We start from the raw sequence: 23,148 nt of genomic DNA, 5'->3' as shown, positions 1-23,148 counted from the left end.
GCGGTCCACCGGATCGCCGGATCGAAGGATCACTGCATCACCGGATCGCAGGATCACCAGATCTCTGGATCACCGAATCGCAGGATCACCGGATCAGGCGAGCACGCTCTCCAGCGAGACCGACTCCAGGCCGAAGGCCTCGGCCACGGCCGGGAAGGTGATCTGGCCCTCGTGCACGTTCAGGCCCTTGGCGAGCGCCGGGTCACGGCGCAGCGCCTCCTTCCAACCGCGGTTGGCCAGCTCGACGACGTACGGCATCGTCGCGTTGGTCAGCGCGTAGGTGGAGGTGTTCGGGACGGCGCCCGGCATGTTGGCCACGCAGTAGAAGACCGAGTTGTGGACCTGGAAGGTCGGCTCGGCGTGCGTGGTGGCGTGCGAGTCCTCGAAGCAGCCGCCCTGGTCGATGGCGATGTCGACGAGCACGGAGCCCGGCTTCATGCGGGAGACCAGCTCGTTGGTGACGAGCTTCGGGGCCTTGGCGCCCGGGATCAGCACCGCACCGATGACCAGGTCGGCCTCGATGACGGCCTTCTCCAGCTCGAAGGTGTTGGAGACGATCGCCTTGATCTTCGTGCCGAAGATGCGGTCGGCCTCGCGCAGCTTGTTGATGTCGCGGTCGAGCAGGGTCACGTCGTAGCCCATGCCGATGGCGATGGTGGCCGCGTGCCAGCCGGAGACGCCACCGCCGATGACGACGGCCTTGGCCGGGTGGGTGCCGGGCACGCCGCCGGGCAGCACGCCGCGGCCGCCGGCCGGGCGCATCAGGTGGTACGAGCCGACCTGCGGGGCGAGACGGCCCGCGACCTCGGACATCGGGGCGAGCAGCGGCAGCGCGCCGTTGCCGAGCTGCACGGTCTCGTACGCGATGGCGGTGGTGCCCGAGGCGATCAGCGCGTCGGTGCCGGCGCGGTCGGCCGCCAGGTGCAGGTACGTGAAGACGGTCTGGCCCTTGCGCAGCCGGTGGTACTCGGAGGCGATGGGCTCCTTGACCTTCAGCAGCAGGTCAGCGGTGGCCCACACCTCGTCGGCGGTGGGGAGGATGGTGGCGCCGGCGGCCACGTACTCCTCGTTGGGGATCGAGGAGCCGACACCGGCGTTGTCCTCGATGTAGACCTCGTGTCCGTTGCGGACCAGCTCATGCACGCCGGCGGGCGTGATGGCCACGCGGTACTCGTGGTTCTTGACCTCGCGGGGGATGCCGACCTTCACGGCTAAACACGTCCTCTTGCCATGGGGGTCCCTACCGGAGAAGACCGGCGGGCGACGCGCACGTGGGGAAGCCTCCGGGGCAGCCCGGGGCGGGGATCGCTGCGCGACTGAGTTCGAGTGTAATGAAGCCCAGTCGGCGTGTCAGCCTTCCAAAGTGAATAAATCTGCCGAACACATTGGCAGGTTCGTAGGCTTCCCTTGCGATCTTCCCACCAAAGGTGTGTTAACCGGGCATCTTCGACAATACCTCCGAAATACCCCTCACCACCCGGCGTCGACGCGTTCCCGCAGGTCCGCGAGGGCGGCCCCGACGGCCTCCCGGCCGCGCTCGTCGCCGAGCCTGCGCAGCACCGCCAGCGCGGCCCGGTACTCGCGGTCCGCCTCGTCGAAACGGCGCTGCGCGGTGTGCGCCTCGGCCACCCGGGCGAGCAGCCGGGCCTCGGCGGCGGGCTCCCCCATCGACTGCCGCAGGCCGAGCGCCCGCCCGTACCAGTCGGCGGCGCGCACCGCGTCGCCCAGCGCCCGGTGGCAGCCGGCCGCACCCTCCAGGGCCCGGGCGCAGAGCGGTTCGTCCCCGGCCGTACGGGCGTGCTCCAGGGCCGCCCGGTAGTGCGCGACGGCCTGCTCCCAGCGGCCCGCGGCGGCCTGCAGGTCGCCCAGGTTGAGCAGCGCGGCCGAGGCCCGGCGGGGTCTGCCGTGCCGCTCGGCGACGGTCAGCACCAGTTCGTGCAGCCGGTAGAGGTCGGCGGGGGCGGCGGCGCCGGTCAGCGGCAGCGCCCGCAGCAGCGCGGTGACCAGCCGGCCCGCCGAGCCGTCCAGGTCGCCCTGACCGATCGCGTCGGCCACCGCCCCGAGCAGCAGGTCCCGCTCGCCGAGCAGCCACTCCCGGGCGTGCTCCGCCGAGCCCAGCCGCAGGGCGGCGGGCAGCGGGTCCGGCCCGGGGCCGCCGCCCGCCGGGTCCAACAGGGCGCGGGCCGACTCGGTGAGCCGGACCAGCCGCTCCAGCAGCCGGGCCCGGGCGAGCTCGGTCTCGGCGGGCCGGTCCTCCTGCTCGCGCAGCCGGACGAGCCTCGGGTAGAGACGGCCGGGCACCCGGTAGCGCGGGGTGCCGTCGGCGGCCGGCGCCTCCTGGCCGAGCAGTTCCCGTTCGGCCAGTGCGGCGAGCGTCACAGCCGCCTCCGGTGCCGGGCAGCCGACCAGGGCGGAGGCGGTGCGCGGGTCGGCGGTCTGCGCCGGGGCCAGGGTGAGGGTGCGCAGCATCCGCGCCTGGGCGGCCGGGAGGGTGCCGTACAGCAGGGTGAACGCGCCGATCAGCGGGTCGCTGTCGGGGACGGGCACCGGCTCGGCCGGCCCCGGGCCGGGCTTCACCCAGGCCGCCTGCTCCCCAGCCGTCTCGCCGGCGGCGGGCTCCGGCGCCGGGCCCTCGGTCGGCTTCTCCCCCGGCGGTGGGGGCGTCGCGGCCTTCCCCGGCGTGGACACCTGGGCGGCCTTCGGCCCTGGTGCGGACTTCGCGGCGTTCCCCGACGCCGCGCCCTGTACGGGCTTCGCGGCCTTCCCCGGGGCCGCCCCCTGTACCGGCTTCGCAGCCTTCCCGGGCGCTGGCGCCGCGGTGGTCTTCGGCCCCTGAACGGGCTTCTCCGCCTTCTCCCCCTCCCCCTTCGGCGCCGCCGACCGCGCCGACTCCTCGCCCACCACCCGGGTGAGCTCGCGCGCCGCCTCGGTGACGGCCGCCTTCGGGTCGCCGCGCAGCCATCCGGCCATCAGCCGCAGGGCGGCCGGCCGGGCCGCGCAGGCCTCCGCCAGGTCGGCGCCGCCGACCGGGTCGCAGGAGATCCGGGTGCCGCCGACCAGGTCGGCGAGCAGTTCGCCGGAGGCCTGCCGGTCGAGCCCGCCGAGGATCACCGGGTCGATGTCCTCGATGCCGGTGAGCGGCCCGGCGGTGGTGGCGAGCACCAGGCAGCCGGGTTCGTCGGCGAGGAGCGGCCACAGCTGCCCGGCGTCCCGGACGTCGTCCAGCACCAGCAGCACCCGGCGGCCCACGAGCGCCTCGCGCAGCGCGACGCAGGCGGGCTCGTCCCGTCCGTCCCCGCCGGCACCGGGCAGCGGCACGGGGGCCTCGGGGTCGAGCTGCTCCAGCAGCAGGCGGGCGGCCCGGGCGGGCGCCACCCGGCCGCCGTCGGGGGCGGACAGGCGCGCGAAGAGCACACCGTCGGGGTGGTCCGCGGCGGCGGTGCGGGCGAAGCGGACCGCCAGCGTGGTGCGGCCGGAGCCGGGGCGACCGGCCAGGACCAGCACCGGGCTGCGGCCGGTGGCCGGGCGCGCGGCGGCCGCCCGCAGCGCGGCCAGTTCGGTGCGCCGCCCGACGAACAGTGCGGGCCCGGCCGGCAGCCGGTCGAGGCCCGGAACGGCCCCGACGGGCACGTCGGGGCCGGGGTCCATCGTCGCCGTCTTCCTCGCCACCCGTGCCACTCCCGACGTCATCCGGCCCCAGCGGAGGCGGCCCGGGACGGGCGCCCTGTCTGCGAAGCGTAGTTCGACCGTCCGGCTCAGCCGAGGTGACATCCGGTCGTACGAACCGGTAAATCACCCTCGCGGATCAACAGCAGGGTGCTCAGGAGGCGTACGGGCCGTTCGCTCACCCCTCGAAGGGCCGGGCCGGCCAGGGCGAGTCCGCCGGGCGCAGCCCGTCCAGCCCGTCCGGTCCGGTGAGCGCGGCGTGCACGGCGAGCGTGCCGGTGACGAGGGTCGGGTTGTGCAGCCGCCCGGCGTGGATCAGCCGGATCAGGTCGGACACCGGCACCCAGGCGACCTCGATCTCCTGCTCCTCGCCCTCCGCCGCGTAGCGCTCGCCCTCGGCCTCCGCGAGGTCGGTGGCGAGGAACATCCGCAGCGCCTCGTCGGTGCCGCCCGGGGAGGTGTAGTAGTCGGCGAGGATGCGCCAGGTGTCGGCCTTGCTGTGCGCCTCCTCGTACAGCTCGCGCTGCGCGGCGTGCCACGGGTTCTCGCCGGGCACGTCGAGCAGGCCGGCCGGCAGCTCCCACAGGCGCTGGCGGACGGGGTGGCGGTACTGCCGCAGGATCAGCACCCGCTGCTTGTCGTCCAGGGCGAGCACGGAGACCGAGCCGGGGTGGGTCTGGTAGTCGCGCCGGGCCCAGCTGCCGTCGGGCATCCGGACCTCCTCGCTGCGCACGCCGGTGACCTTGCCCTGGAACGGCGTCCGGCTCTCCCGGACCTCCCACTCCTCGGCCACGTCGGCGATCCCCTGGTCGCGCTGCTCGTCCATCGCTCTCCCCTTTTCGTCAGTACGACACAATCTAACGCCGGACGGCGGCCCCGCGGGAATCGCGGGGCCGCCGTCCGGTGAACGACCGACGACTTACTCGGCCGCGGTGGTCTTGATCTCGATGGCGGCCTTGACCAGGCCCGCGAACAGCGGGTGCGGGCGGGTCGGGCGGGACTTCAGCTCCGGGTGGGCCTGGGTGGCCACCAGGTACGGGTGCACCTCGCGCGGGTACTCGACGTACTCGACCAGGTCGCCCTTGGGGGAGAGGCCGGAGAACTGCAGGCCGGTCTTCTCCAGGTCCGCGCGGTAGGCGTTGTTGACCTCGTAGCGGTGGCGGTGGCGCTCCTCGACGTACTGCTCGCCGCCGTAGACCTCACGGACGATCGAACCCTCGGCGAGCTTGGCCGGGTACAGGCCCAGGCGCATGGTGCCGCCCAGGTCGCCCTTGCCGTCGACGATGGCCAGCTGCTCGGCCATCGTGGAGACGACCGGGTGCTTGGCGGCGGCGTCGAACTCGGTGGAGTTGGCCTCGGGCAGGCCGGCCAGGTTGCGGGCCGCCTCGATGACCACGCACTGCAGACCCAGGCACAGGCCGAGCAGCGGCACCTTGTTCTCACGGGCGAAGGTGATGGCGCCGACCTTGCCGTTGACGCCGCGGTCGCCGAAGCCGCCGGGGATGCAGATCGCGTCCACGTCGCCGAGCTGCGCCCGGGCGCCCTCGGGGGTCTCGCAGTCGTCCGAGGTCACCCACTTGATCTCGACCCGGGCGTTGTTGGCGAAACCGCCGGCGCGCAGCGCCTCGGTCACCGACAGGTACGCGTCCGGCAGGTCGATGTACTTGCCGACCAGGGCGACCTTGACGATGTGCTGCGGCTCGTGGACGCGGCGCAGCAGGTCGTCCCAGGTCGTCCAGTCGACGTCGCGGAACGGCAGGTCGAGCCGGCGCACCACGTAGGCGTCCAGGCCCTCGCCGTGCAGGACCTTGGGGATGTCGTAGATCGACTTGGCGTCGATGGCCGCGACCACGGCCTCCTCGTCCACGTCGCACATCAGCGAGATCTTGCGCTTGATGGCCTGCGGGACCTCGCGGTCCGCGCGCAGCACGATCGCGTCGGGCTGGATGCCGATGTTGCGCAGCGCGGCGACGGAGTGCTGGGTGGGCTTGGTCTTCAGCTCGCCCGAGGGGCCGATGTACGGCAGCAGGGAGACGTGCACGAAGAACACGTTGTCCCGGCCGACCTCGTGGCGGACCTGGCGGACGGCCTCCAGGAACGGCAGCGACTCGATGTCGCCGACGGTCCCGCCGACCTCGGTGATCACCACGTCGACGTCCTCGGTCGCCATCCGGCGGATCCGGGACTTGATCTCGTTGGTGATGTGGGGGATGACCTGGACGGTGTCGCCCAGGTACTCGCCGCGTCGCTCCTTGGCGATGACGGTCGAGTACACCTGGCCGGTGGTGACGTTCGCCGAACCGTGCAGGTTGGTGTCCAGGAACCGCTCGTAGTGGCCGATGTCCAGGTCGGTCTCGGCGCCGTCGTCCGTGACGAAGACCTCACCGTGCTGGAACGGGTTCATGGTGCCCGGGTCCACGTTGAGGTACGGGTCGAGCTTCTGCATGGTGACGCGCAGGCCTCGGGCCTTGAGGAGCGCGCCGAGGCTGGAGGCGGTGAGGCCCTTGCCGAGCGAAGAGGCGACACCCCCGGTGACGAAGAGGTGCTTGGTCGTCACGGCGCGGCCGTTCGCTGCCTTGCCGGAATGGGGCTGTGCCAAGAGGGGGCTCCCGTGGGTCGCGTGTCGAAGGTGACGTGGGCGGGATGCTCTCGACTCGCCGAACGACGGGAGGCGGTGCGGTGCACGGCACTCGGGGGGTCGTCGATTCGGCTGGTCCGGGGCGTTTGATCCCACCGGTCCACGGGATACCAGGGTATCAGTGACGCGACCGGGACGCCTTCCGGCCCGCTCGCGGCACCCCGGGGGCGTGCGCGGGGCGCACCACCGGCGCATCATCCGGCGCAACAATCACACCGGTCGCACCACGGCCGGACCGGGCCACTTCGGAGCACTCCGTTCGGGCCATGACAGCCCCTCCACTGGGACCAGCCGGAACTGATCCGTCCGGACCATCCTGCCCGGCGTCCTCGCGATGCACGGCATTTCCGCCGAATTGTGGCGCCACACGAGGCTGCGCCCGCGTGCTTCGCCCCTTTCGTCCGTCGTAAGCTGCACGGACGCATCGCCGACAGCACGAGCACGCGGAGGGCGTGGGAGGTCAGGACACTCCCGGTCCCCGATGCGCGACCGGACCTCCCCGTATTCCAGCTCCTCCCCTCCCACCCCAGGGGCTCGACCGAGCCCCGCGCGGACACTCCAGCAAGGCCCGCCACCACCCCTCGGCGGGCCGGACGTCCCGGGGTGGGCTCCGGCCCCGCAGACCGCTCGCTCCCCCAGATCGCCGATGCGTCGTGACCACATTGCGAACTGGAGATCCACGTGGCCGGCCGTATCGAGGACTACGCACTCATCGGGGACATGCAGACCGCTGCCCTGGTCAGCAGGGACGGGGCGGTGGACTGGCTCTGCCTGCCCCGCTTCGACTCTCCGGCCGTGTTCGCCGGCCTGCTCGGCACCGATGAACACGGCTTCTGGCGGATCGGTCCGGCCGAAGCCGTCGCGACCGAAGTCCCCACCCCCGCGGCACCCGCCACCCCGGCCGCCCCCGCCCTCGGCCTCCCCCGCTTCACCGACACCGCCGATCTGAGGGTCCCGCCGCCCACCGCGGCCGCCCCCGCGGTGCCCGCCGACCGCCGCCGCTACCGGGGCGACTCGCTGGTCCTGGAACAGGAGTGGGACACCCAGGGCGGCACCGTCCGGGTGATCGACTTCATGCCGCCGCGCCCGCTGGCCGGCCGCGACGCCGTCCCCCAGGTGATCCGGATCGTCGAGGGCGTGGCCGGCACCGTCCGGATGCGCTCGGCGGTGCGGATGCGCTTCTCGTACGGGCGCATCGTGCCCTGGGTGCACCGGGTCGAGCAGGCCGGCGGCGGCCACCGCACCGTCGCCGTGGCCGGGCCCGACTCGGTGTGGCTGGACGGCGAGTCCGAGACCTACGGACGCGACCTGACCACCTACGCCGACTTCACCGTCACCGCCGGCGAACGGATCGCCTTCGCCCTGACCTGGCAGGCCTCCCACCTGGACGCGCCGAAGGCCCCGGACGCCGAGGAGATGCTCGACGCCACCACCGACTTCTGGCACGAGTGGGCCGCCCAGTGCACCTACCAGGGCCCCTACCGCGAGGCCGTGATCCGCTCCCTGATCACCCTCAAGGGCCTCACCTACGCCCCCACCGGCGGCATCGTCGCCGCCCCCACCACCTCGCTGCCCGAGGACATCGGCGGTGAGCGCAACTGGGACTACCGCTACACCTGGCTGCGCGACGCCGCGATCACCCTCTCCTCGCTGCTGCGCACCGGCTACCGCGACGAGGCCAAGGCCTGGCGCGAGTGGCTGCTGCGCGCCGTCGCCGGCGACCCGGAGAACCTCCAGATCATGTACGGCATCGCCGGCGAGCGCGAGCTCACCGAGTCCTCGCTGGACTGGCTGCCCGGCTACGAGGGCTCCCAGCCCGTCCGGGTCGGCAACGGCGCGGCCGGCCAGCTCCAGCTCGACGTCTACGGCGAGGTCGTCGAGGCCCTGCACCTGGCCCACATGACCGGCCTGGTCCGCAACGACCACGCCCACCACCTCCAGCTGCGCCTGATCGAGTACCTGGAGGACCACTGGCAGGAGCCGGACGAGGGCATCTGGGAGGTCCGCGGCCCGCGCCGACACTTCGTCCACTCCAAGGTGATGGCCTGGGTCGCCGTCGACCGGACGATCAAACTGCTGGAGCAGACCCCCGAGGACGCCCCCTCCGACGGCCACCTGGAGCGCTGGCGCGAGCTGCGCGAGACCATCCACCGGGACGTCTGCGAGAAGGGCTACGACCCGGAGCGCAACACCTTCACCCAGTACTACGGCGGCAAGGAGCTGGACGCCTCGCTGCTGCTCATCCCCCAGGTCGGCTTCCTGCCGCCGGACGACAAGCGCGTCATCGGCACCATCGAGGCGATCCAGCGCGAGCTGTCCACCGAGGACGGCTTCGTGCTGCGCTACCCGACCCACGACGATTCGAGCGGCGACCACGTCGAGAACGTGGACGGCCTCTCCGGCCACGAGGGCGCCTTCCTGGCCTGCTCGTTCTGGCTGGCCGACGACCTCGCCATGATCGGCCGGGTGCAGGAGGCGCGCGAGCTGTTCGACCGGCTGCTCGCGCTGCGCAACGACCTCGGCCTGCTCGCCGAGGAGTGGGACCCGCGGCTCAAGCGCCAGGTCGGCAACTTCCCGCAGGCCTTCAGCCACGTCCCGCTGATCGACACCGCACTGCGGCTGACCGCCTGCGGCGGCGCCTTCCTGTCCGCCCAGCCGGACGGCCTGACGGCCGAGCGGGTCGAGCAGGCGACGGTCTAGCGGCCCGGGGGCCCGGCGGCGGGCGGTCCGGCGGCCTAGTCCCGCTGGACCAGCTCGTCGTAGGTGCTGAGCACCTGGGCGACGGTGGCGGCCTCGTCCGGCCAGGTCTCGGCCTGCTGCCGGCCGGCCGCCACCAGCCGCTCGCGGCCCGCCGGGTCGGCCAGCAGCCCGCGCACCGCCCCGCCGATCGCGACCGGGTCGCCGGTCGGCACCAGCACGGCCGCGTCGCCGACCAGCTCGGGGATCCCGCCGACGGCGGTGGCGACCACCGGCACGCCGGCCCGCATCGCCTCCTGCACCACCAGCGAGCGGGCCTCCCAGCGACTGGTGACCACCACCACGTCGGCGGCCGCCAGCAGGTCGGGCACGTCGGTGCGGAAGCCGAGCAGCCGCACCGGCAGCTTCTCGGCGGCGACCCGCTCGCGCAGCCCGGCCGCTTCCGGGCCGTCCCCGGCGAGCAGCAGCAGCGGCTCCGGGTCCAGCACGGACAGTTCGCGGGTGGCGTCCAGCAGCAACCCGAAGGCCTTCTGCGGGACGAGCCGGCCGACCGCCAGCACCAGCGGCCGGTCCGGGCCGTCGCCGAGCAGCGCGGCGCGCGCCGCGGCCCGGTCGAGCCGGCCCTCGGGCATCGGCGGGGCGGCCACCGGGCCGAGCCGGGCGTCGGTGGCGCCCAGCTCGCGGGCCCGGGCGACCAGGTCGGAGGAGGCGCCGAGGACGAGGTCGGCGGCGCGCGCGACCCGGCGCTCCATCAGCCGCTGCAGGCGGCGCTCCAGGCCGGTGGCCAGCAGCGCGTGGTGGGAGGTGACCACCAGCGGGGTCTCCGGGCGCAGGCCCGGGAAGCGCCCGGCGGTGCGCAGGGCGAGGTCGGCGAGCAGTCCGGCGCGCAGCCCGTGCGCGTGCACCACGTCGGCGCCGGTGAAGGCCCGGCGCAGCTCGCCGATCGCGGTGGCGTCACTGCGGGCGCCGGCGGTGGGGGTGATGTCGACGGTGTGGAACCTGGCGCCGGTGCGGGAGAAGCCGAACAGCGCGTCCGTGCCGGCCGGGGCGCACACCGTGACGATCACGCCGTGCGCGACGAGGCCCTGCGCCAGGGAGCGCACGTGGGCACCGATGCCGCCGGTGCTGGCGGCCAGGACGAGTACCACGTGCAGCTGCCCCGGTTCTGGGGTGGCAGCGGCGGCCCGGGCGGCGGAATGGTCCACGTTCTCTCGCATCCGACTCGATCAGGTTCGCGCGCCGCTTCGCGAGGGTTGCCCGTCGGCGGCGCTCGGGACTGGAAAGCCAATGTCCAGCCGCCACCATGCCAGGTCGGCGGCCCTCTTGGACAGTCGGCGCCACCAGGGGCGCGTCGCCTTCCGTCCGCAAGGGCCACCCGACCCTGTCGGCGGGTCGGGTGGCCCGGCCAGGGCGTGTCGCAGCAGGTCCGGCCGGGCGCTCGACGCGAAGTGCTAGCGGTGGCGCGGGGCCCGGGCGGCGGCGAGCAGTTCCTCGGCGTGGGCCCGGCCGAGCTCGGAGTCCTCCAGGCCGGCCAGCATCCTGGAGAGTTCGCGCACCCGCTCCTCGTCGTTCAGCACCTTGACGCCGCTGCGGGTCACGGTGCCGTCGTTGGTCTTCTCGACCACCAGGTGCCGGTCCGCGAAGGCGGCGACCTGCGGCAGGTGGGTGACCACCACGACCTGGGCGGATTCTGCCAGTTTGGCCAGCCGGCGGCCGATCTCGACCGCCGCCTTGCCGCCGACGCCCGCGTCCACCTCGTCGAACAGGTAGGTGGGAACGGGGTCGGCGCCCGCGAAGACCACCTCGACGGCGAGCATCACGCGGGACAGCTCACCGCCCGAGGCGCCCTTGGCGATCGGGCGGGGCTGGGCGCCGGGGTGCGGGGCGAGCAGCACCTCGACCTCGTCCACGCCGTGCGGGCCGTAGGCGACGGTACGACCGTCGACCTCGATCCCCGACAGGTCGTCGACCTGGGCGATCGAGAAGGTCACCCGGGCGTGCGGCATCGCCAGTTCGGCGAGTTCGGCGGAGACGGCCTCGGCGAAGCGCCCGGCCGCGGCCTGCCGGGCGCCCGACACCTCGGCCGCCAGCTCGGCCAACTCGGCCCGCAGTGCGCTCTCCTGGGCGCCGAGCTGGTCGATCCGGTCGTCGTCGCCGTCGAGTTCGGCGAGCCGGGCGGAGCCGACCTCGGCCCAGGCGAGCACCTCGGCGAGGGAGTTCTCCGGGCCGCCGTACTTGCGCAGCAGCTGGGCCAGGACAGCCCGGCGGTCCTCGACGGCAGCGAGCCGGACGGGGTCGGCGTCCAGGTCGTCCGCGTAGCCGGCCAGGTCGCCGGCCACGTCGGCGAGCAGGTAGCCGACCTCGTTGAGGCGGTCGGCGAGGCCGGCGAGGCGCTCGTCGTGGTGGCGCACGGCGTCCAGGGCGCGGCGGGACTGCGCGAGCAGGGTGCCCGCGTCCAGTGCCTCCGGGTCGGCCGGGTCGCCGGCCAGGGCGGCGTGGGCGAGGGTCGCGGCGGAGGACAGCGCGTCGGCGTGGCCCAGCCGCTCGGCCTCGGCGGCCAGCTCGGTGTCCTCGTCGGCGACCGGCTCGGCGGCGGCGATCTCGTCCAGGCCGAAGCGCAGCAGATCGGCCTCCTGCGCGCGCTCACGGGCCCGGGTGGTCAGCTCCTCCAGGGTGGCCGAGACCTCGCGCAGGCTCCGGTAGGTCTCCCGGTAGCGGGCCAGCGGCTCGGCCACCGCCTCGCCCGCGTACCGGTCCAGCGCGCCGCGCTGGCGGGCCGGGCGCAGCAGCCGCTGCTGGTCGGTCTGGCCGTGCACGGCGATCAGTTCCTCGCCGAGTTCGGTGAGCAGCCCGACCGGGACGGCCCGCCCGCCGACGTACGCCCGGGAGCGGCCCTCGGCGGAGACGGTCCGGCTGATCAGCAGGGCGCCCTCGTCCAGTTCGGCCCCGGCCTCGGCCGCGCGGACCGCCGCCGGGGAGCCGGCGGGCAGCTCCAGCCGGCCCTCGACGACGGCGCGTCCGGTCCCGTTGCGCACCAGGCCCGGGTCGGCGCGGCCGCCGAGCAACAGGCCGAGGCTGGTCACGACCATGGTCTTTCCGGCGCCGGTCTCACCGGTCACGGCGGTGAAGCCGGGGGCGAGCTCGACCACCGCGTCGTCGATGACCCCAAGATCCCGTATCCGCATCTCGTCCAACACGGAGACGACCTTACGAGGTTCCACCCCCGGCGCGCGACGAGCGGCAACGCCGCGCGGCAACTCCGTGCCCGGAAGTTCACCCCTTGCGGGGCGTTTGCCCGGGTCCCGGCACCGTGCACCACGGCAGGAAGATCTGCACCAGCGGGCCGATCGCCAGTGCGTACGCGACCGTGCCGACCCCGGCGGTGCCGCCCAGCAGGACGCCGGCGACCAGTACCGTCACCTCGATGCCGGTGCGGATCAGCCGCAGCGAACGCCCGGTGCGCCGGTGCAGGCCGGTCATCAGGCCGTCGCGCGGGCCAGGGCCCAGGCGGGCACCGATGTAGAGGCCGGTGGCCAGGCCGTTGAGCACGATCGCGGCGGCCATCAGCGCGATCCGGGCGGGCAGCCCGTGCGGGCCGTCGACCAGCCGCAGCGTGAGGTCCATCGAGGCGCCCAGCACCAGCACGTTGGCGACGGTGCCGACACCCGGGCGCTGGCGGATCGGGATCCACAGCAGCAGGACCAGGGCGCCGCAGATGGTCACCCAGGTGCCCACCGAGAGGCCTGCGACGCGTTGCAGTCCCTGGTGGAAGACGTCCCACGGGTCGAGGCCGAGGCCGGAGCGCAGCATCAGCGCCATGCTCGCGCCGTACAGGTAGAGGCCGACGGCGAGCTGCGGGATCCGGCGGCCCAGGGCGTGGGTGTCGCCGAGCACCCGGGCGGCGAGCGGGGGCCGGGCGGCCTCCCGGGCGGGTCCGGACGTGGTCGTGGGCGTGGTCGTGGTGGCCATCGGGCGCTCCTGCGGGTGGTGCTGCACCCCGGGCGGCCCCGGCGGTGGCGGACTCGACGGCCGCACTGCCATGATGGTCGGGCCAATAGAGCCCACTCCAGGGCCAATTTCGAGCAAGTGGACTGATCAGCCTTGGCCGACTGGCACACCACCGTCACCCCGCCCGCGCTCGCCCGGCTGCTCGCCGCCGCCCGGCTGCCCGAACCGGCCGCCGCCCGCCGCCCCGCCTACCGGACCCTCGCCGGGCAGATCCGGCTGCTGGTCACCGAAGGCCGCCTGCCGGTCGGCGCCCGGCTGCCCGCCGAACGCGAACTCGCCGGTGCCCTGGAGCTGAGCCGCACCACCGTCGCCACCGCCTACGAGACCCTGCGCGCCGACGGCTACCTGCTCAGCCGCCGCGGCGCCGGCAGCTGGACCACCCTGCCCGAGGGCGCCCCGCCGCCCAGCGACGCGCTGCACCCCGTCCCCCCGGACGAGCAGGGCAGCACCCTGGACCTCGGCGTCGCCGCCCTGCCGGCCCCGCAACCCTTCCTCGGCGAGGCCACCGTCCGGGCCGTCGAGCAGCTGCCCTGCTACGCCGCCGGGCACGGCCACTACCCCACCGGCGTCCCGGTGCTGCGCGAGGCCCTCGCCCGCCGCTACACCCAGCGCGGCCTGCCCACCACCCCCGACCAGATCCTCGTCACCACCGGCGCGATGGGCGGGCTGCACCTCGTCCAGCGGGCGCTGATCGGCCGCGGCGACCGGGTCGCCGTCGAGGCGCCCAGCTACGCCCACACCCTTCAGGCGCTCCGGATCACCGGCGCCCGCCTGGTGCCGGTGCCGTACGGCTACCGCCCCCAGCCCGAGTGGGACCTCACCGAGTGGCGCGGGGTGCTGCGCGGGGCCGCGCCCAAGGTCGCCTACGTGATCCCGGACTTCCACAACCCGACCGGCGCGCTGATCGGTGAGGAGCAGCGCCGCGAGCTGCTGGCCGCCGCCCGGGCCGCCGGCAGCGTCGTCCTGGTCGACGAAACCACCGCCGAACTCGGCTGGGGCGTACCGGAGTCCGCCCCGCTGCCGCGCCCGATGGCGGCGCTGGACCGCTCCGCCCAGGTGGTCACCGTCGGCTCGGCCAGCAAGCTGCTCTGGGGCGGCCTGCGGATCGGCTGGGTCCGGGCCGCGCCCGCACTGGTGCGCCGGCTGGCCACCGACCGGGTCTACAGCGACGTCGGCACGCCGGTCCTGGAGCAGCTGATCGCCGCCGAACTGCTGGGCGAGCCGCTGCCCGCCGTCCGGGCGCACCAACTGGACCGGCTGCGGGCGACGGCGCACGCCTTCGCCGCCGCACTGCCCGAGCACCTGCCGGGCTGGTCGTTCACGCCGCCGCCCGGCGGCCTCTCGCTCTGGGTGTCCACCGGCGGGCTGTCCGGCGCGGCGCTGGCCCGGGCCGGGGAACGCGCCGGGGTGCGGATCGCCTCGGGCAACCGGTTCGGCTCGGACGGCGCGTTCGAGCACCACATCCGGATCCCGCTCACCGTGCCGGCCCCGGCCGTCCCCGCCGCCGTGCAGCGGCTCGCCGAGACAGCCGCCCGGGCGACGGCTGGCGGCCGGTACGGACCGCCCGCCGACACCCCGCCGCTGGCGATCTGACCGGCCGACCGGCGATCCGTCAGCAGTGGGTGTTCGCCCGCCCGCGCCAACCCGTCACCGGCAGCGCGAACTTGGCCACCAGCCGGTCGGTGAACGGCGCCCGGTGCAGTCTGGCCAGGCGCACCGGGGTCTGCCCCCGGCGGACCTCCACCCGTGCGCCGGCGGGCAGTTCGACCGTGCGCCGCCCGTCGCACCAGAGCACGCCGTGCGGGGTCTTGGGCTGCACCTCGACGGCCAGCACCGAGTCCGGCGAGGTCACCAGTGGGCGGGCGAACAGCGCGTGCGCGGAGATCGGCACCATCAGCAGCGCCTCCACCTCCGGCCACACCACCGGCCCGCCGCCGGAGAACGCGTACGCGGTGGAGCCGGTCGGCGTCGCGCACACCACGCCGTCGCAGCCGAAGTTGGAGACCGGGCGGCCGTCCACCTCGGTCACCACCTCCAGCATCCGCTCCCGGGACGCCTTCTCGATCGACGCCTCGTTCAACGCCCAGTCCCGGTGCACCACATCGCCGTTGGTGCGGACGATGACGTCGATCGTCATCCGCTCCTCGACCTCGTAGTCGGCGTCGACCACCCGCTCGACCACCACGGCCAGGTCGTCCCGCTCGGCCTCGGCGAGGAACCCGACCCGGCCCAGGTTGATCCCGAGCATCGGCAGCCCGTGCTCGCGGGCCAGCTCCGCCCCGCGCAGCAGCGTCCCGTCCCCGCCGGCGACCAGGATCAGCTCGCAGCCGTCCGCCGCGCCCGGCCCCCCGGCCACCTTCTCGACCCCGTCCGGCAGGTCCAGGTCCAGTGCCTCGGAGGCGAGCAGTCTGATCCGGATGCCCGCCTTCAGCAGCCCGTGCACCAGGGCCTCGACGCTGCGCAGCGCCGCCGCCCGGCCGGTGTGCGCGATCAGGAAGACCGTACGTTCTTCATCGCTCATGCCGCTGCCCTCTCCCTCACGCCTGCCGGGTCGCCTTCGGCCCCGGTACGGTCGCGTCACACAGCATGACGGACCGGACGCCCCCACAGCACCCTATCGGGGCCCCTCCGCGACGGCCCGGTCCGCCTCGGCGGGATCCAGCTGCGGGGCGTCCCGGCGCAGCCACAGGAAGTACTCCACGTTCCCGGACGGGCCCGGCAGCGGGCTCGCGGTGACGGCGCGCACGCCCAGCCCGAGCTCCCACGCCTGCCCGGCGACCTGGCGCACCATCTCGGCGCGCAGCTGGGGGCTGCGCACCACCCCGCCGCTGCCCAGGCGCTCCTTGCCGATCTCGAACTGCGGCTTGACCATCAGCACCAGGTCCGCGTCCCCGGCCGCGCAGGCGGCCAGCGCGGGCAGCACCAGGCCCAGCGAGATGAACGACAGGTCGCCGACCACCAGGTCGACCGAGGTGCCGCCGATCAGCTCCAGGGTCAGCTCCCGGACGTTGGTACGGTCCATCACCGTCACCCGCTCGTCGCTCTGCAGCGACCAGGCGAGCTGCCCGTAGCCGACGTCCACCGCCAGCACGCCGGCCGCGCCGGCCCGCAGCAGGACGTCGGTGAAGCCGCCGGTGGAGGCGCCCGCGTCCAGCGCCCGGCGGCCCTCGACCACCAGGCCCTGCGGGACGAAGGCGGCGAACGCCCCGGCCAGCTTGTGCCCGCCGCGCGAGACGTAGTCGGGGTCGTTGTCGTCCTTGGCCACCACGACCGCCGCCGAGGTCTCCACCTGGGTGGCCGGCTTGGTCGCGGTGGTGCCTCCGACGGTCACCCGGCCGGCCGCGATCAGCTCGGACGCGTGCTCACGCGACCGGGCCAGCTTGCGGCGGACCAGCTCCGCGTCGAGTCGGCGTCGTGCCACTGCCACTGGTGTTTCAGCTCCTACGGGTCCTGCGGGTCGTTCCAGGGTCATTCCTGGTCGAGCGCGGCCAGCGTGTCGGCCAGCCGCTGGTGAACATCTTCGTACACCTCGACGTGTGCCTCGGCCGGGACCCCGTCCAGGGCCTCCAGCCGGGCCAGCGCGGCGTCCACGACGGGGTGGCCGGTCGGGGTCGGTTCCACGCCGAGCGGTTCGACGGCTTCAGCTGGTCCGGTCATCGGGCTTCTTCGTGCTGGTGGCCTTGCGGACGGTGGTCTTCTTCGTCGCCGTGCGCTTCGCGGGCGCCTTGGGCTGCGCGGCCTGCTCGGCGGCGGCCTGCTGCGCGGTGGCGGTCTTCTTGACGGCCGTCTTGCGCACGGTCGTCTTCTTGGCGGCCGTCTTCTTCGCCACCGGCTTCTTGGCCGCCGCCTTCTTCGCCGGGGACTTCTTCGCCCCGGCCCGGCCCGCCGCCGGGGCCTTCTCCGCCTGAGCCTTCTCCGCCGAGGTCTGCTCCGCCGGAGCCGGCTCCGCCGCTGCGGGCTTCTTCGCCGGGGTCCGCTTCGCGGCGGCCTTCCCCGGTACCGACGGCCGTACCGGCGGGACGGGCGGGTCGACCTCGACCGGCTCGTCCACCTCCACCCGTTCGGCCACTATCGGCTCCCCCGCCGCCGGGGCCGCCGGCTGCTCGTCCGCTCGCTCCCAACCGCGCCCGAAAAGGTCGTCCGCCCGGGGCGCCGGCGTCGGCTCCGCCGCCTCGTCGACCCCGGCCGACCGCACCGCCGGCTCGGCGTCCTCCTCGACCTCGCGCAGCTTGCTCTCCAGGTAGGCGAGCACCACCCCGACCTTCATCACCTGGTCGCCGACCTTCTCGAAGGCCTTCTCCACCTCGCCGCGCGCCACCCCGACGGCCAGGTCCACCCCGGCCCGCCCGGCGGTGACCGCCTCCTCCGCCAGCGTCTGCAGCGTCCTGGCCGACGGCGGGAACTGCCCGCCGAGCCGGCGCTCGACCTCGGTGACGTCGACCCCGGTCCGCTCCAGGATCACGGCCGCCGTCCCGACGACCCGCTTGCCGACCTCCTCCGCCAACCCGGCGGCGACCTCCACCACTCCCCGCACCGTCCTCGGCAGCATCCGGGTGCCTCCTTAGCGCCTGCGCGCATCGCTCCGTCGCCGTCGGTGCCCGGGCCGATCCGGGCACCCCACCGACGACGCTACCGCCAAAACCCGGCTGCGGTACCGTGGCCCGGCAGGGACCATCGCCGTCACCTGCCACGACCACCAGGGAACCCAGGGAGGGGAACCACCGCCATGGCCAACGCCGAGGAGTGCCGCGGGGCACTGGAACAGCTCAGCCGGAACATGGCGAAGTCCACCGGTGACGTCCGCAAGGCGGCCGCCCTCGACCGCTCGCTCAGCTGCCGGATCACCGACCTCGACCTGACCTTCACCGGCCAACTGCGTGACGGCCGGATCCACGACCTCGCCTCGGCCCCCGGCGCCCCGGCCGAGAAGGCGGCGATCCGGCTCACCATGAGCAGCGACGACCTGGTCGCCGTGGTCTTCGGCGGGCTCAACTTCGCGTCCGCCTGGGCGGGCGGCCGGATCCGGCTGGAGGCGGGCTTCCGCGACCTGCTGCGGCTGCGCACCCTGCTCTGAACCCGGCCGCCGTGGTCCTTCCCTCTCGGACCCGAGCACTCCGGACCCGACCGCCCTCGCCTTGAGCGCCGTGCGGCGGCTCAGAACCCCAGCTCGGCCAAAGCCTTGCGCCCGTCGGCCGGCGCGCCGTCCGCGTCCAGCGCCGTCCACGCCGCCGCGCACAGCGCCCGCAGACCGTCCCAGCGGTCCCCGCCGCCATCCAGCCGCAGCACGCCACCAGCGGCCGACGCCACCCAGCCGCCGCAACCGAAGCCGTCCGCCCCGGTCGTGACCGCCGGGTGCGGCTCCAGCAGCCCGCGCAGGTCCGCCGACAGGTAGGTCGGCCGGTGCTCGGCCGGGGCCGTCAGCAGCTGTGCCGGGGTGGTCACCCCGGTGAAGACCAGCAGGCTGTCCACCCCGCCGTTGAACGCGCCCTCGATGTCGGTGTCCAGCCGGTCGCCGACCACCAGTGGCCGCCGCGCGCCGGTCCGCAGTACGGTCTCCCGGTGCATCGGCGGCTGCGGCTTGCCCGCCACCACCGGGTCCACCCCGGCAGCCGCCCGCACCGCCGCGACCAGCGTCCCGTTGCCGGGCGCGATGCCGCGCGCGGTCGGGATGGTCAGGTCGGTGTTGGAGGCCACCCACGGCAGCCCCTGCTGCACCGCGTACGCGGCCTCCGCCAGCTGAGCCCAGCCGACCGACGGGTCGTAACCCTGCACCACCGCGAGCGGCTCCTCGGCCAGCGAGCGGACGGCGACCAGCCCGCGCTCGGCCAGTGCCTCCTCCAGCCCCGGGCCGCCCACGACCAGCACCTTCGCCCCGGCCGGCACCTGCTCGGCAACCACCCGGGCGGCCGCCTGCGCCGAGTTGATCACGTCGGCCGGCTCGGCCGGCACGCCCAGTCCGGTCAGGTGCTCGGCCACCACCCGCGGCGGCCGGGAGGCGTTGTTGGTCACGTACGCGAGCCGCATCCCGGCCGTCCGGGCGGCGGCCAGCGCGTCCACGGCGTGCTCGATCGCGTGCGGGCCCGCGTAGACCACGCCGTCCAGGTCCAGCAGCGCCGTGTCGTACGCCTCGGTCAGCGGCTGCTCGCTGCCGCCGGGGGCGGTCCGTCGCACGGTGGTGGCCGTCTCGGTCATGGCTGCGCTACCTCATTCACTGCGTCGTTCGCTTCCTCGGGTGCCCCCGAGCGGGTGGCCCTTGAGCCGGTGGGCCCTTGAGCGGGGTGGGCCCTTGAGTGGGGCGGGCCCTTGAGTGGGGCGGGCCCCGAGCCGGTCAGACCTCGTCGTCCACACCGGCGTCGCCCGTCGGCGCCCCGTCCGGGCCCGGCGGGGGCGCCAGGTACCCGGGTGCCCCGGGCAGCAGCGGGCCGAACGCCCCGGCGCGGGCCGCCAGGGTCGCCCTGGTCTGCCGCAGCGCCGCCTGGTAGTGCTCGGTGCCCGGCCGCATGGCCACGGCCAGCGCCAGGTGCTCGGCGGACGTCTCGAAGTCGCCCAGCCTGGCCGCCGCGACGCCCCACCCGAACTGAGCGTAGTCGTCCGACGGATCGGCCAGCGCGACGGCCCGGAAGTTCTCCAGCGCCGCCGCGTACGAACCGGTGTCGAACTGGGCCCGCGCCAGCGTCTCCCGGATGCTGCGCGACTGCGGCTCGGCCGCTGCCGCCCGGACCAGCAGCTGCTCGGCGGCCGCCGGGTTGCCCTGGGCCAGCAGCCTGCCGCCGCGCCGGAACCAGTCGTACACGTCCCCGGTCGGCTCGCCGGAACGCCCCTGCGCCGGCACGCCGCCGTGCGCCGGAGCGCCCCCGCCAGCGGCGCCGTCCGGCCCGCCCTGCTCGGCCGGGCCGTTGCCGTCCAGCCGTTCCTGCCCGTCGTCCATGCGGTACCTCGCCCTCGGTCGCACACCCGTCCCACAGGTCAGCACGGGTATTCCGATCTCTCAACAACGCGTACCCGGTTACGATGCCCAGAATGAGCACACCCAGTGCAGAAGACGGAGTCGAGACTCCCGAGGGCGGCCCCGGCGATCCCGGGCACGTCGCCACCGCAGGCCTGTCCCTGTCACCCTTCCGAGGCCTGCGCTACGTCCCCGATCGGGTCGGCGCCCTGGCCGCGGTCATGTCACCGCCGTACGACGTCGTCGACCCCGGCCGCCGGCTCGACCTGGAGACCGCCGACCCGCACAACGTGGTCCGGCTGATCCTGCCCAGGCCCGAGCCCGAGGACGTCGGCGACCGGCCCGACCGCGACACCAAGTACCGGCACGCCGCCCGGCTCCTGGCCGCCTGGCAGCGCGAGGGGATCCTCGCCGCCGACCCGGCGCCCGCGCTCTACGTCTACGAGCAGCGCGTGCCCGCCACCGGCGACTCCCCCGAACTGCTCCAGCGCGGGCTGATCGGCGCGCTCGCGGTGAGCGGTCGCGAGGCCGGCGTGGTCCTCCCCCACGAGGACGTGATGCCGCGGCCGGTCGCCGACCGGGTAGGCCTGATGCGCACCACCCGGGCCAACCTCGAACCGCTGCTGCTCACCTACCGCGGCGGCGGCGGCGCCTCCGGCGTCATCGAACGGACCGTCCAGGGCGAGCCGCTGCTCTCCACGGCCACCAGCGACGGCACCCACCACCGCCTCTGGGCCGTCGCCGACCCCGCCGAGATCGCCGAGATCAGCCGCGACCTCGCCACCTGCCGGGCCCTGATCGCCGACGGCCACCACCGCTGGGAGATGTACCTCCGCCTCCAGCGCGAGCACCGCCACCTGCCGCGCAGCCCGTGGGACCGCGGTCTGGTGCTCCTGGTGGACACCGCCCGCTACCCGCTGCGGGTCCGGGCCATCCACCGGGTGCTGTACCGGCTGCCGGTGGCCGAGGCGCTGGAGAGGCTCGGCGACCAGTGGAAGGTCAAGGAGGTCCCCGGCCCGCTGACCGCCGCCCTCCAGGCACTCGCCGAACAGAAACGGCACGGCGGCAACGGCTTCATACTGACCGGCGGGGACGGCGTGTACTGGCTGCTCGGCGAGCCCGAGGAGGCACTGCTCGACGCCACCGTGCCGCACGACCGGCCCGAGGAGTGGCGCCACCTGGACGCCACCGTCCTGCACGCCACCCTGCTCGACCGCACCTGGCACGTCCCCGACGGCCCGGACGACATCGGCTACCTGCACACCGCCGCGGCCGCCGAGCAGGAGGCCGCGCGCACCGGCGGCACCGCCGTCCTGCTGCACCCGGTCCGGGAGAGCGTGGTCCGCAGGCTCGCCGAGCAGGGCGTCACCATGCCGCGCAAGTCCACCTCCTTCGGGCCGAAGCCGGCCACCGGACTGGTACTGCGCAACCTCGAACTGGGCTAGGTTCCCCAGCGGAACGCGAAGAGGCCCTGCCTGCTCCCCCTTGAATTCCAGGGGAAGCGGGCAGGGCCTCACTCGTCGGCCGGAGCCGCTCAGCTGCGGGCGTCGCCCTTGGCCTCGGCGTCAGCCTTGACCTCGTCCTTGGCCTCGTCCTTGGCCTCGGTGGCGCGCGCGGGCACCACGCCGTCGAACTCCTCGTCGATCTCGAGGTCGTCCTCGTCGTAGTACTCCTCGACGTTCTCCTCGTCCTCGAAGATCACGCGGTCATCGGAGGCCTCGCCGCCGCGCTTCTTCGCCGGGGCGTCGGCCTGCTCGAACTCCTCCTCGGCCATCTCCGGGTCGAGCGCGTCCACGAACTCCACGCCGTCGATCTCGGCCAGGCGCTCCGCCGCGTTGGTCGTGCCGTCGGTGTCGGCCTCGGCCGCCTTCGCGAACCAGTCACGGGCCTCGTCGCCACGGCCGGCCGCGATCAGCGCCTCGCCGTAGGCGTACCGGAGACGCGCGGTCCACGGGTGCACGGCGCTGGAGGCCAGCTCCGGGCTCTGCAGGGTCACCACGGCCGCGTCGAACTGCTCCATGTCGGAGCGGGCGCCGGCGGAGACCAGACGCATCTCGACCTGGCCGGCCTTGTCCAGCTGCTTCACCTCGGGCTCACCGGCCATCGCCAGTGCCCGCTCCGGGCGGCCCAGACCGCGCTCGCAGTCGGCCATCACCGGCCACAGGTCCGCACGGCCGGTCATCCGACGGGCGGCACGGAACTCGGTCAGCGCCTCGGAGTACCGCTGCGTCATGTACGAGGCGAAACCGGCCGCCTCACGGACGGCCGCCACGCGGGAGGCCAGACGGAGCGCGACGCGGGAGAACTGGTAGGCCTCCTCCGGCTCGGTGTCGAGCAGGCGGGCCACCATCACCAGGTTGCGGGCGACGTCGTCCGCGAGCGTCTTGGGAAGGCTCTTGAGCTCCTGGCGCACGTCCCCGTCCAGCTCGAAGCCGGTGACGTCCTCCGGGATCGGCAGGCGCTTGACGGGCTCGTAGTTGCCACGACGGTCGTCGTAGCCGCCCCGGTCGTCACGGCGGTCGTCGCGGTTGCCGCGGTAGCCGCCGCGGTCGTCCCGACGGTCACCGCGGTCACGGTTGAAGCCACCGCCGGACGGGCGGTCGTCACGACGGAAACCGCCACGGTCGCCACCACGGTCATCGCGGTTGAAACCACCCGAGGGGCGGTCGCCACGGTCACGGTTGAAGCCACCGCCGGACGGGCGGTCGTCACGACGGAAGCCACCGCGGTCGCCACCACGGTCATCGCGGTTGAAACCACCGGACGGACGGTCGTCACGACGCGGACGGTCGTCACGGTCACGGTTGAACCCGCTCGGACGGTCATCGCGACGGAAACCGCCACCACCCGAGGGGCGGTCGCCACGGTCACGGTTGAAGCCGCCACCGGACGGGCGGTCGTCACGGCGGAAGCCGCCACGGTCATCGCGGTTGAAACCACCGGACGGACGGTCGTCACGACGCGGACGGTCGTCACGGTTGAAGCCACCGCCGGAGGGGCGGTCGTCACGACGGAAGCCGCCACGGTCGCCACCACGGTCATCGCGGTTGAAACCACCCGACGGGCGGTCGCCACGGTCACGGTTGAAACCGCCACCGGAGGGGCGGTCGTCACGACGGAAGCCGCCACGGTCGCCACCACGGTCATCGCGGTTGAAACCACCCGACGGGCGGTCGCCACGGTCACGGTTGAA

The 23,148-nt window shown here is 74.4% G+C and carries 18 protein-coding genes and 1 pseudogene; 4 read left to right on the top strand and 15 right to left on the bottom strand.

Annotation, left to right across the window (positions count from 1 at the left end):
* Positions 1-93 precede the first annotated feature (93 nt).
* From ald to pyrG, 4 genes are all read right to left on the bottom strand, one after another.
* On the bottom strand, positions 94-1,209 hold the full coding sequence (gene ald, locus ABT015_RS27695; RefSeq protein ID WP_350883703.1) for an alanine dehydrogenase: 1,116 nt from the start codon (positions 1,207-1,209) through the stop codon (positions 94-96).
* A 261-nt stretch (positions 1,210-1,470) separates the two neighbouring features.
* A complete protein-coding gene (locus ABT015_RS27690) occupies positions 1,471-3,669 on the bottom strand; it encodes a tetratricopeptide repeat protein (RefSeq protein ID WP_350883701.1) in 2,199 nt (732 codons plus the stop codon).
* Between the two features lie 175 nt (positions 3,670-3,844).
* A complete protein-coding gene (locus ABT015_RS27685) occupies positions 3,845-4,492 on the bottom strand; it encodes an NUDIX domain-containing protein (RefSeq protein ID WP_350883699.1) in 648 nt (215 codons plus the stop codon).
* A 93-nt stretch (positions 4,493-4,585) separates the two neighbouring features.
* The gene (gene pyrG / locus ABT015_RS27680) at positions 4,586-6,265 is read right to left on the bottom strand and encodes a CTP synthase (RefSeq protein WP_350883697.1); all 1,680 of its coding nucleotides are present in this window, start codon (positions 6,263-6,265) and stop codon (positions 4,586-4,588) included.
* Positions 6,266-6,985: 720 nt separating this feature from the next.
* Here pyrG and ABT015_RS27670 point away from each other — a divergent pair.
* Positions 6,986-9,004 carry a glycoside hydrolase family 15 protein gene (locus tag ABT015_RS27670; RefSeq protein ID WP_402449817.1) on the top strand — a complete coding sequence of 673 codons (2,019 nt, stop codon included), beginning with the start codon at positions 6,986-6,988 and terminating at the stop codon, positions 9,002-9,004.
* 35 nt (positions 9,005-9,039) lie between these two features.
* Here the strand turns inward: ABT015_RS27670 and ABT015_RS27665 are convergent, their stop codons facing one another.
* The 3 genes from ABT015_RS27665 to yczE all read right to left on the bottom strand — a co-directional run bounded on the left by ABT015_RS27665 (position 9,040) and on the right by yczE (position 12,970).
* Positions 9,040-10,218 carry a glycosyltransferase family 4 protein gene (locus tag ABT015_RS27665; RefSeq protein ID WP_350883696.1) on the bottom strand — a complete coding sequence of 393 codons (1,179 nt, stop codon included), beginning with the start codon at positions 10,216-10,218 and terminating at the stop codon, positions 9,040-9,042.
* A gap of 234 nt (positions 10,219-10,452) precedes the next feature.
* Positions 10,453-12,186 (bottom strand): DNA repair protein RecN, encoded by a 1,734-nt coding sequence (gene recN, locus ABT015_RS27660; protein WP_350883782.1) that lies wholly within the window; start codon positions 12,184-12,186, stop codon positions 10,453-10,455.
* A gap of 88 nt (positions 12,187-12,274) precedes the next feature.
* Positions 12,275-12,970 (bottom strand): membrane protein YczE, encoded by a 696-nt coding sequence (gene yczE / locus ABT015_RS27655; protein ID WP_402449820.1) that lies wholly within the window; start codon positions 12,968-12,970, stop codon positions 12,275-12,277.
* A gap of 132 nt (positions 12,971-13,102) precedes the next feature.
* On the opposite strand from yczE, the gene yczR reads away from it, so the two are divergent.
* Positions 13,103-14,602, top strand: a complete 1,500-nt coding sequence (yczR, locus tag ABT015_RS27650) for a MocR-like transcription factor YczR (protein WP_350883694.1) — start codon at positions 13,103-13,105, stop codon at positions 14,600-14,602.
* A 19-nt stretch (positions 14,603-14,621) separates the two neighbouring features.
* Here yczR and ABT015_RS27645 read toward each other — a convergent pair whose 3' ends face one another.
* The 4 genes from ABT015_RS27645 to ABT015_RS27630 form a co-directional block, all read right to left on the bottom strand.
* A complete protein-coding gene (locus tag ABT015_RS27645) occupies positions 14,622-15,530 on the bottom strand; it encodes an NAD kinase (protein WP_350883692.1) in 909 nt (302 codons plus the stop codon).
* 93 nt (positions 15,531-15,623) lie between these two features.
* Positions 15,624-16,481, bottom strand: coding sequence for a TlyA family RNA methyltransferase (locus ABT015_RS27640; protein WP_350883690.1), 858 nt, complete (start codon positions 16,479-16,481; stop codon positions 15,624-15,626).
* Positions 16,478-16,666: a hypothetical protein gene (locus ABT015_RS27635; RefSeq protein WP_350883688.1), complete on the bottom strand. Its 189-nt coding sequence runs from the start codon at positions 16,664-16,666 to the stop codon at positions 16,478-16,480. Before ABT015_RS27635 ends, ABT015_RS27640 begins: the two co-directional genes overlap by 4 nt.
* The gene (locus ABT015_RS27630) at positions 16,650-17,558 is read right to left on the bottom strand and encodes a histone H1-like repetitive region-containing protein (RefSeq protein ID WP_350883685.1); all 909 of its coding nucleotides are present in this window, start codon (positions 17,556-17,558) and stop codon (positions 16,650-16,652) included. The genes ABT015_RS27635 and ABT015_RS27630 overlap by 17 nt, the downstream gene beginning before the upstream one ends.
* A gap of 177 nt (positions 17,559-17,735) precedes the next feature.
* Here ABT015_RS27630 and ABT015_RS27625 point away from each other — a divergent pair, with 177 nt between their 5' ends.
* Entirely contained in the window at positions 17,736-18,083 is a 348-nt protein-coding gene (locus ABT015_RS27625; RefSeq protein ID WP_350883683.1) for a sterol-binding protein, read from the top strand.
* An 80-nt stretch (positions 18,084-18,163) separates the two neighbouring features.
* Here the strand turns inward: ABT015_RS27625 and ABT015_RS27620 are convergent, their stop codons facing one another.
* The gene (locus tag ABT015_RS27620; protein WP_350883681.1) at positions 18,164-19,201 is read right to left on the bottom strand and encodes an HAD-IIA family hydrolase; all 1,038 of its coding nucleotides are present in this window, start codon (positions 19,199-19,201) and stop codon (positions 18,164-18,166) included.
* A gap of 136 nt (positions 19,202-19,337) precedes the next feature.
* Positions 19,338-19,937 carry a tetratricopeptide repeat protein gene (locus tag ABT015_RS27615; protein WP_350883679.1) on the bottom strand — a complete coding sequence of 200 codons (600 nt, stop codon included), beginning with the start codon at positions 19,935-19,937 and terminating at the stop codon, positions 19,338-19,340.
* Positions 19,938-20,029: 92 nt separating this feature from the next.
* Here ABT015_RS27615 and ABT015_RS27610 point away from each other — a divergent pair, with 92 nt between their 5' ends.
* Entirely contained in the window at positions 20,030-21,400 is a 1,371-nt protein-coding gene (locus tag ABT015_RS27610) for a DUF1015 family protein (protein ID WP_350883677.1), read from the top strand.
* An 89-nt stretch (positions 21,401-21,489) separates the two neighbouring features.
* Here ABT015_RS27610 and ABT015_RS27605 read toward each other — a convergent pair whose 3' ends face one another.
* Complete coding sequence (locus tag ABT015_RS27605) at positions 21,490-22,368, bottom strand: tetratricopeptide repeat protein (protein ID WP_350883675.1); 879 nt, start codon at positions 22,366-22,368, stop codon at positions 21,490-21,492.
* A gap of 180 nt (positions 22,369-22,548) precedes the next feature.
* Positions 22,549-23,148: pseudogene (locus ABT015_RS27600) on the bottom strand (DEAD/DEAH box helicase); the annotation flags it as partial.

It is taken from the genome of Kitasatospora sp. NPDC094016 (genome assembly GCF_040304045.1).
GTDB lineage: Bacteria > Actinomycetota > Actinomycetes > Streptomycetales > Streptomycetaceae > Kitasatospora.
Note: the sequence above shows the minus strand (reverse complement) of the source record. Positions and strands in the feature narration are given on the sequence as shown.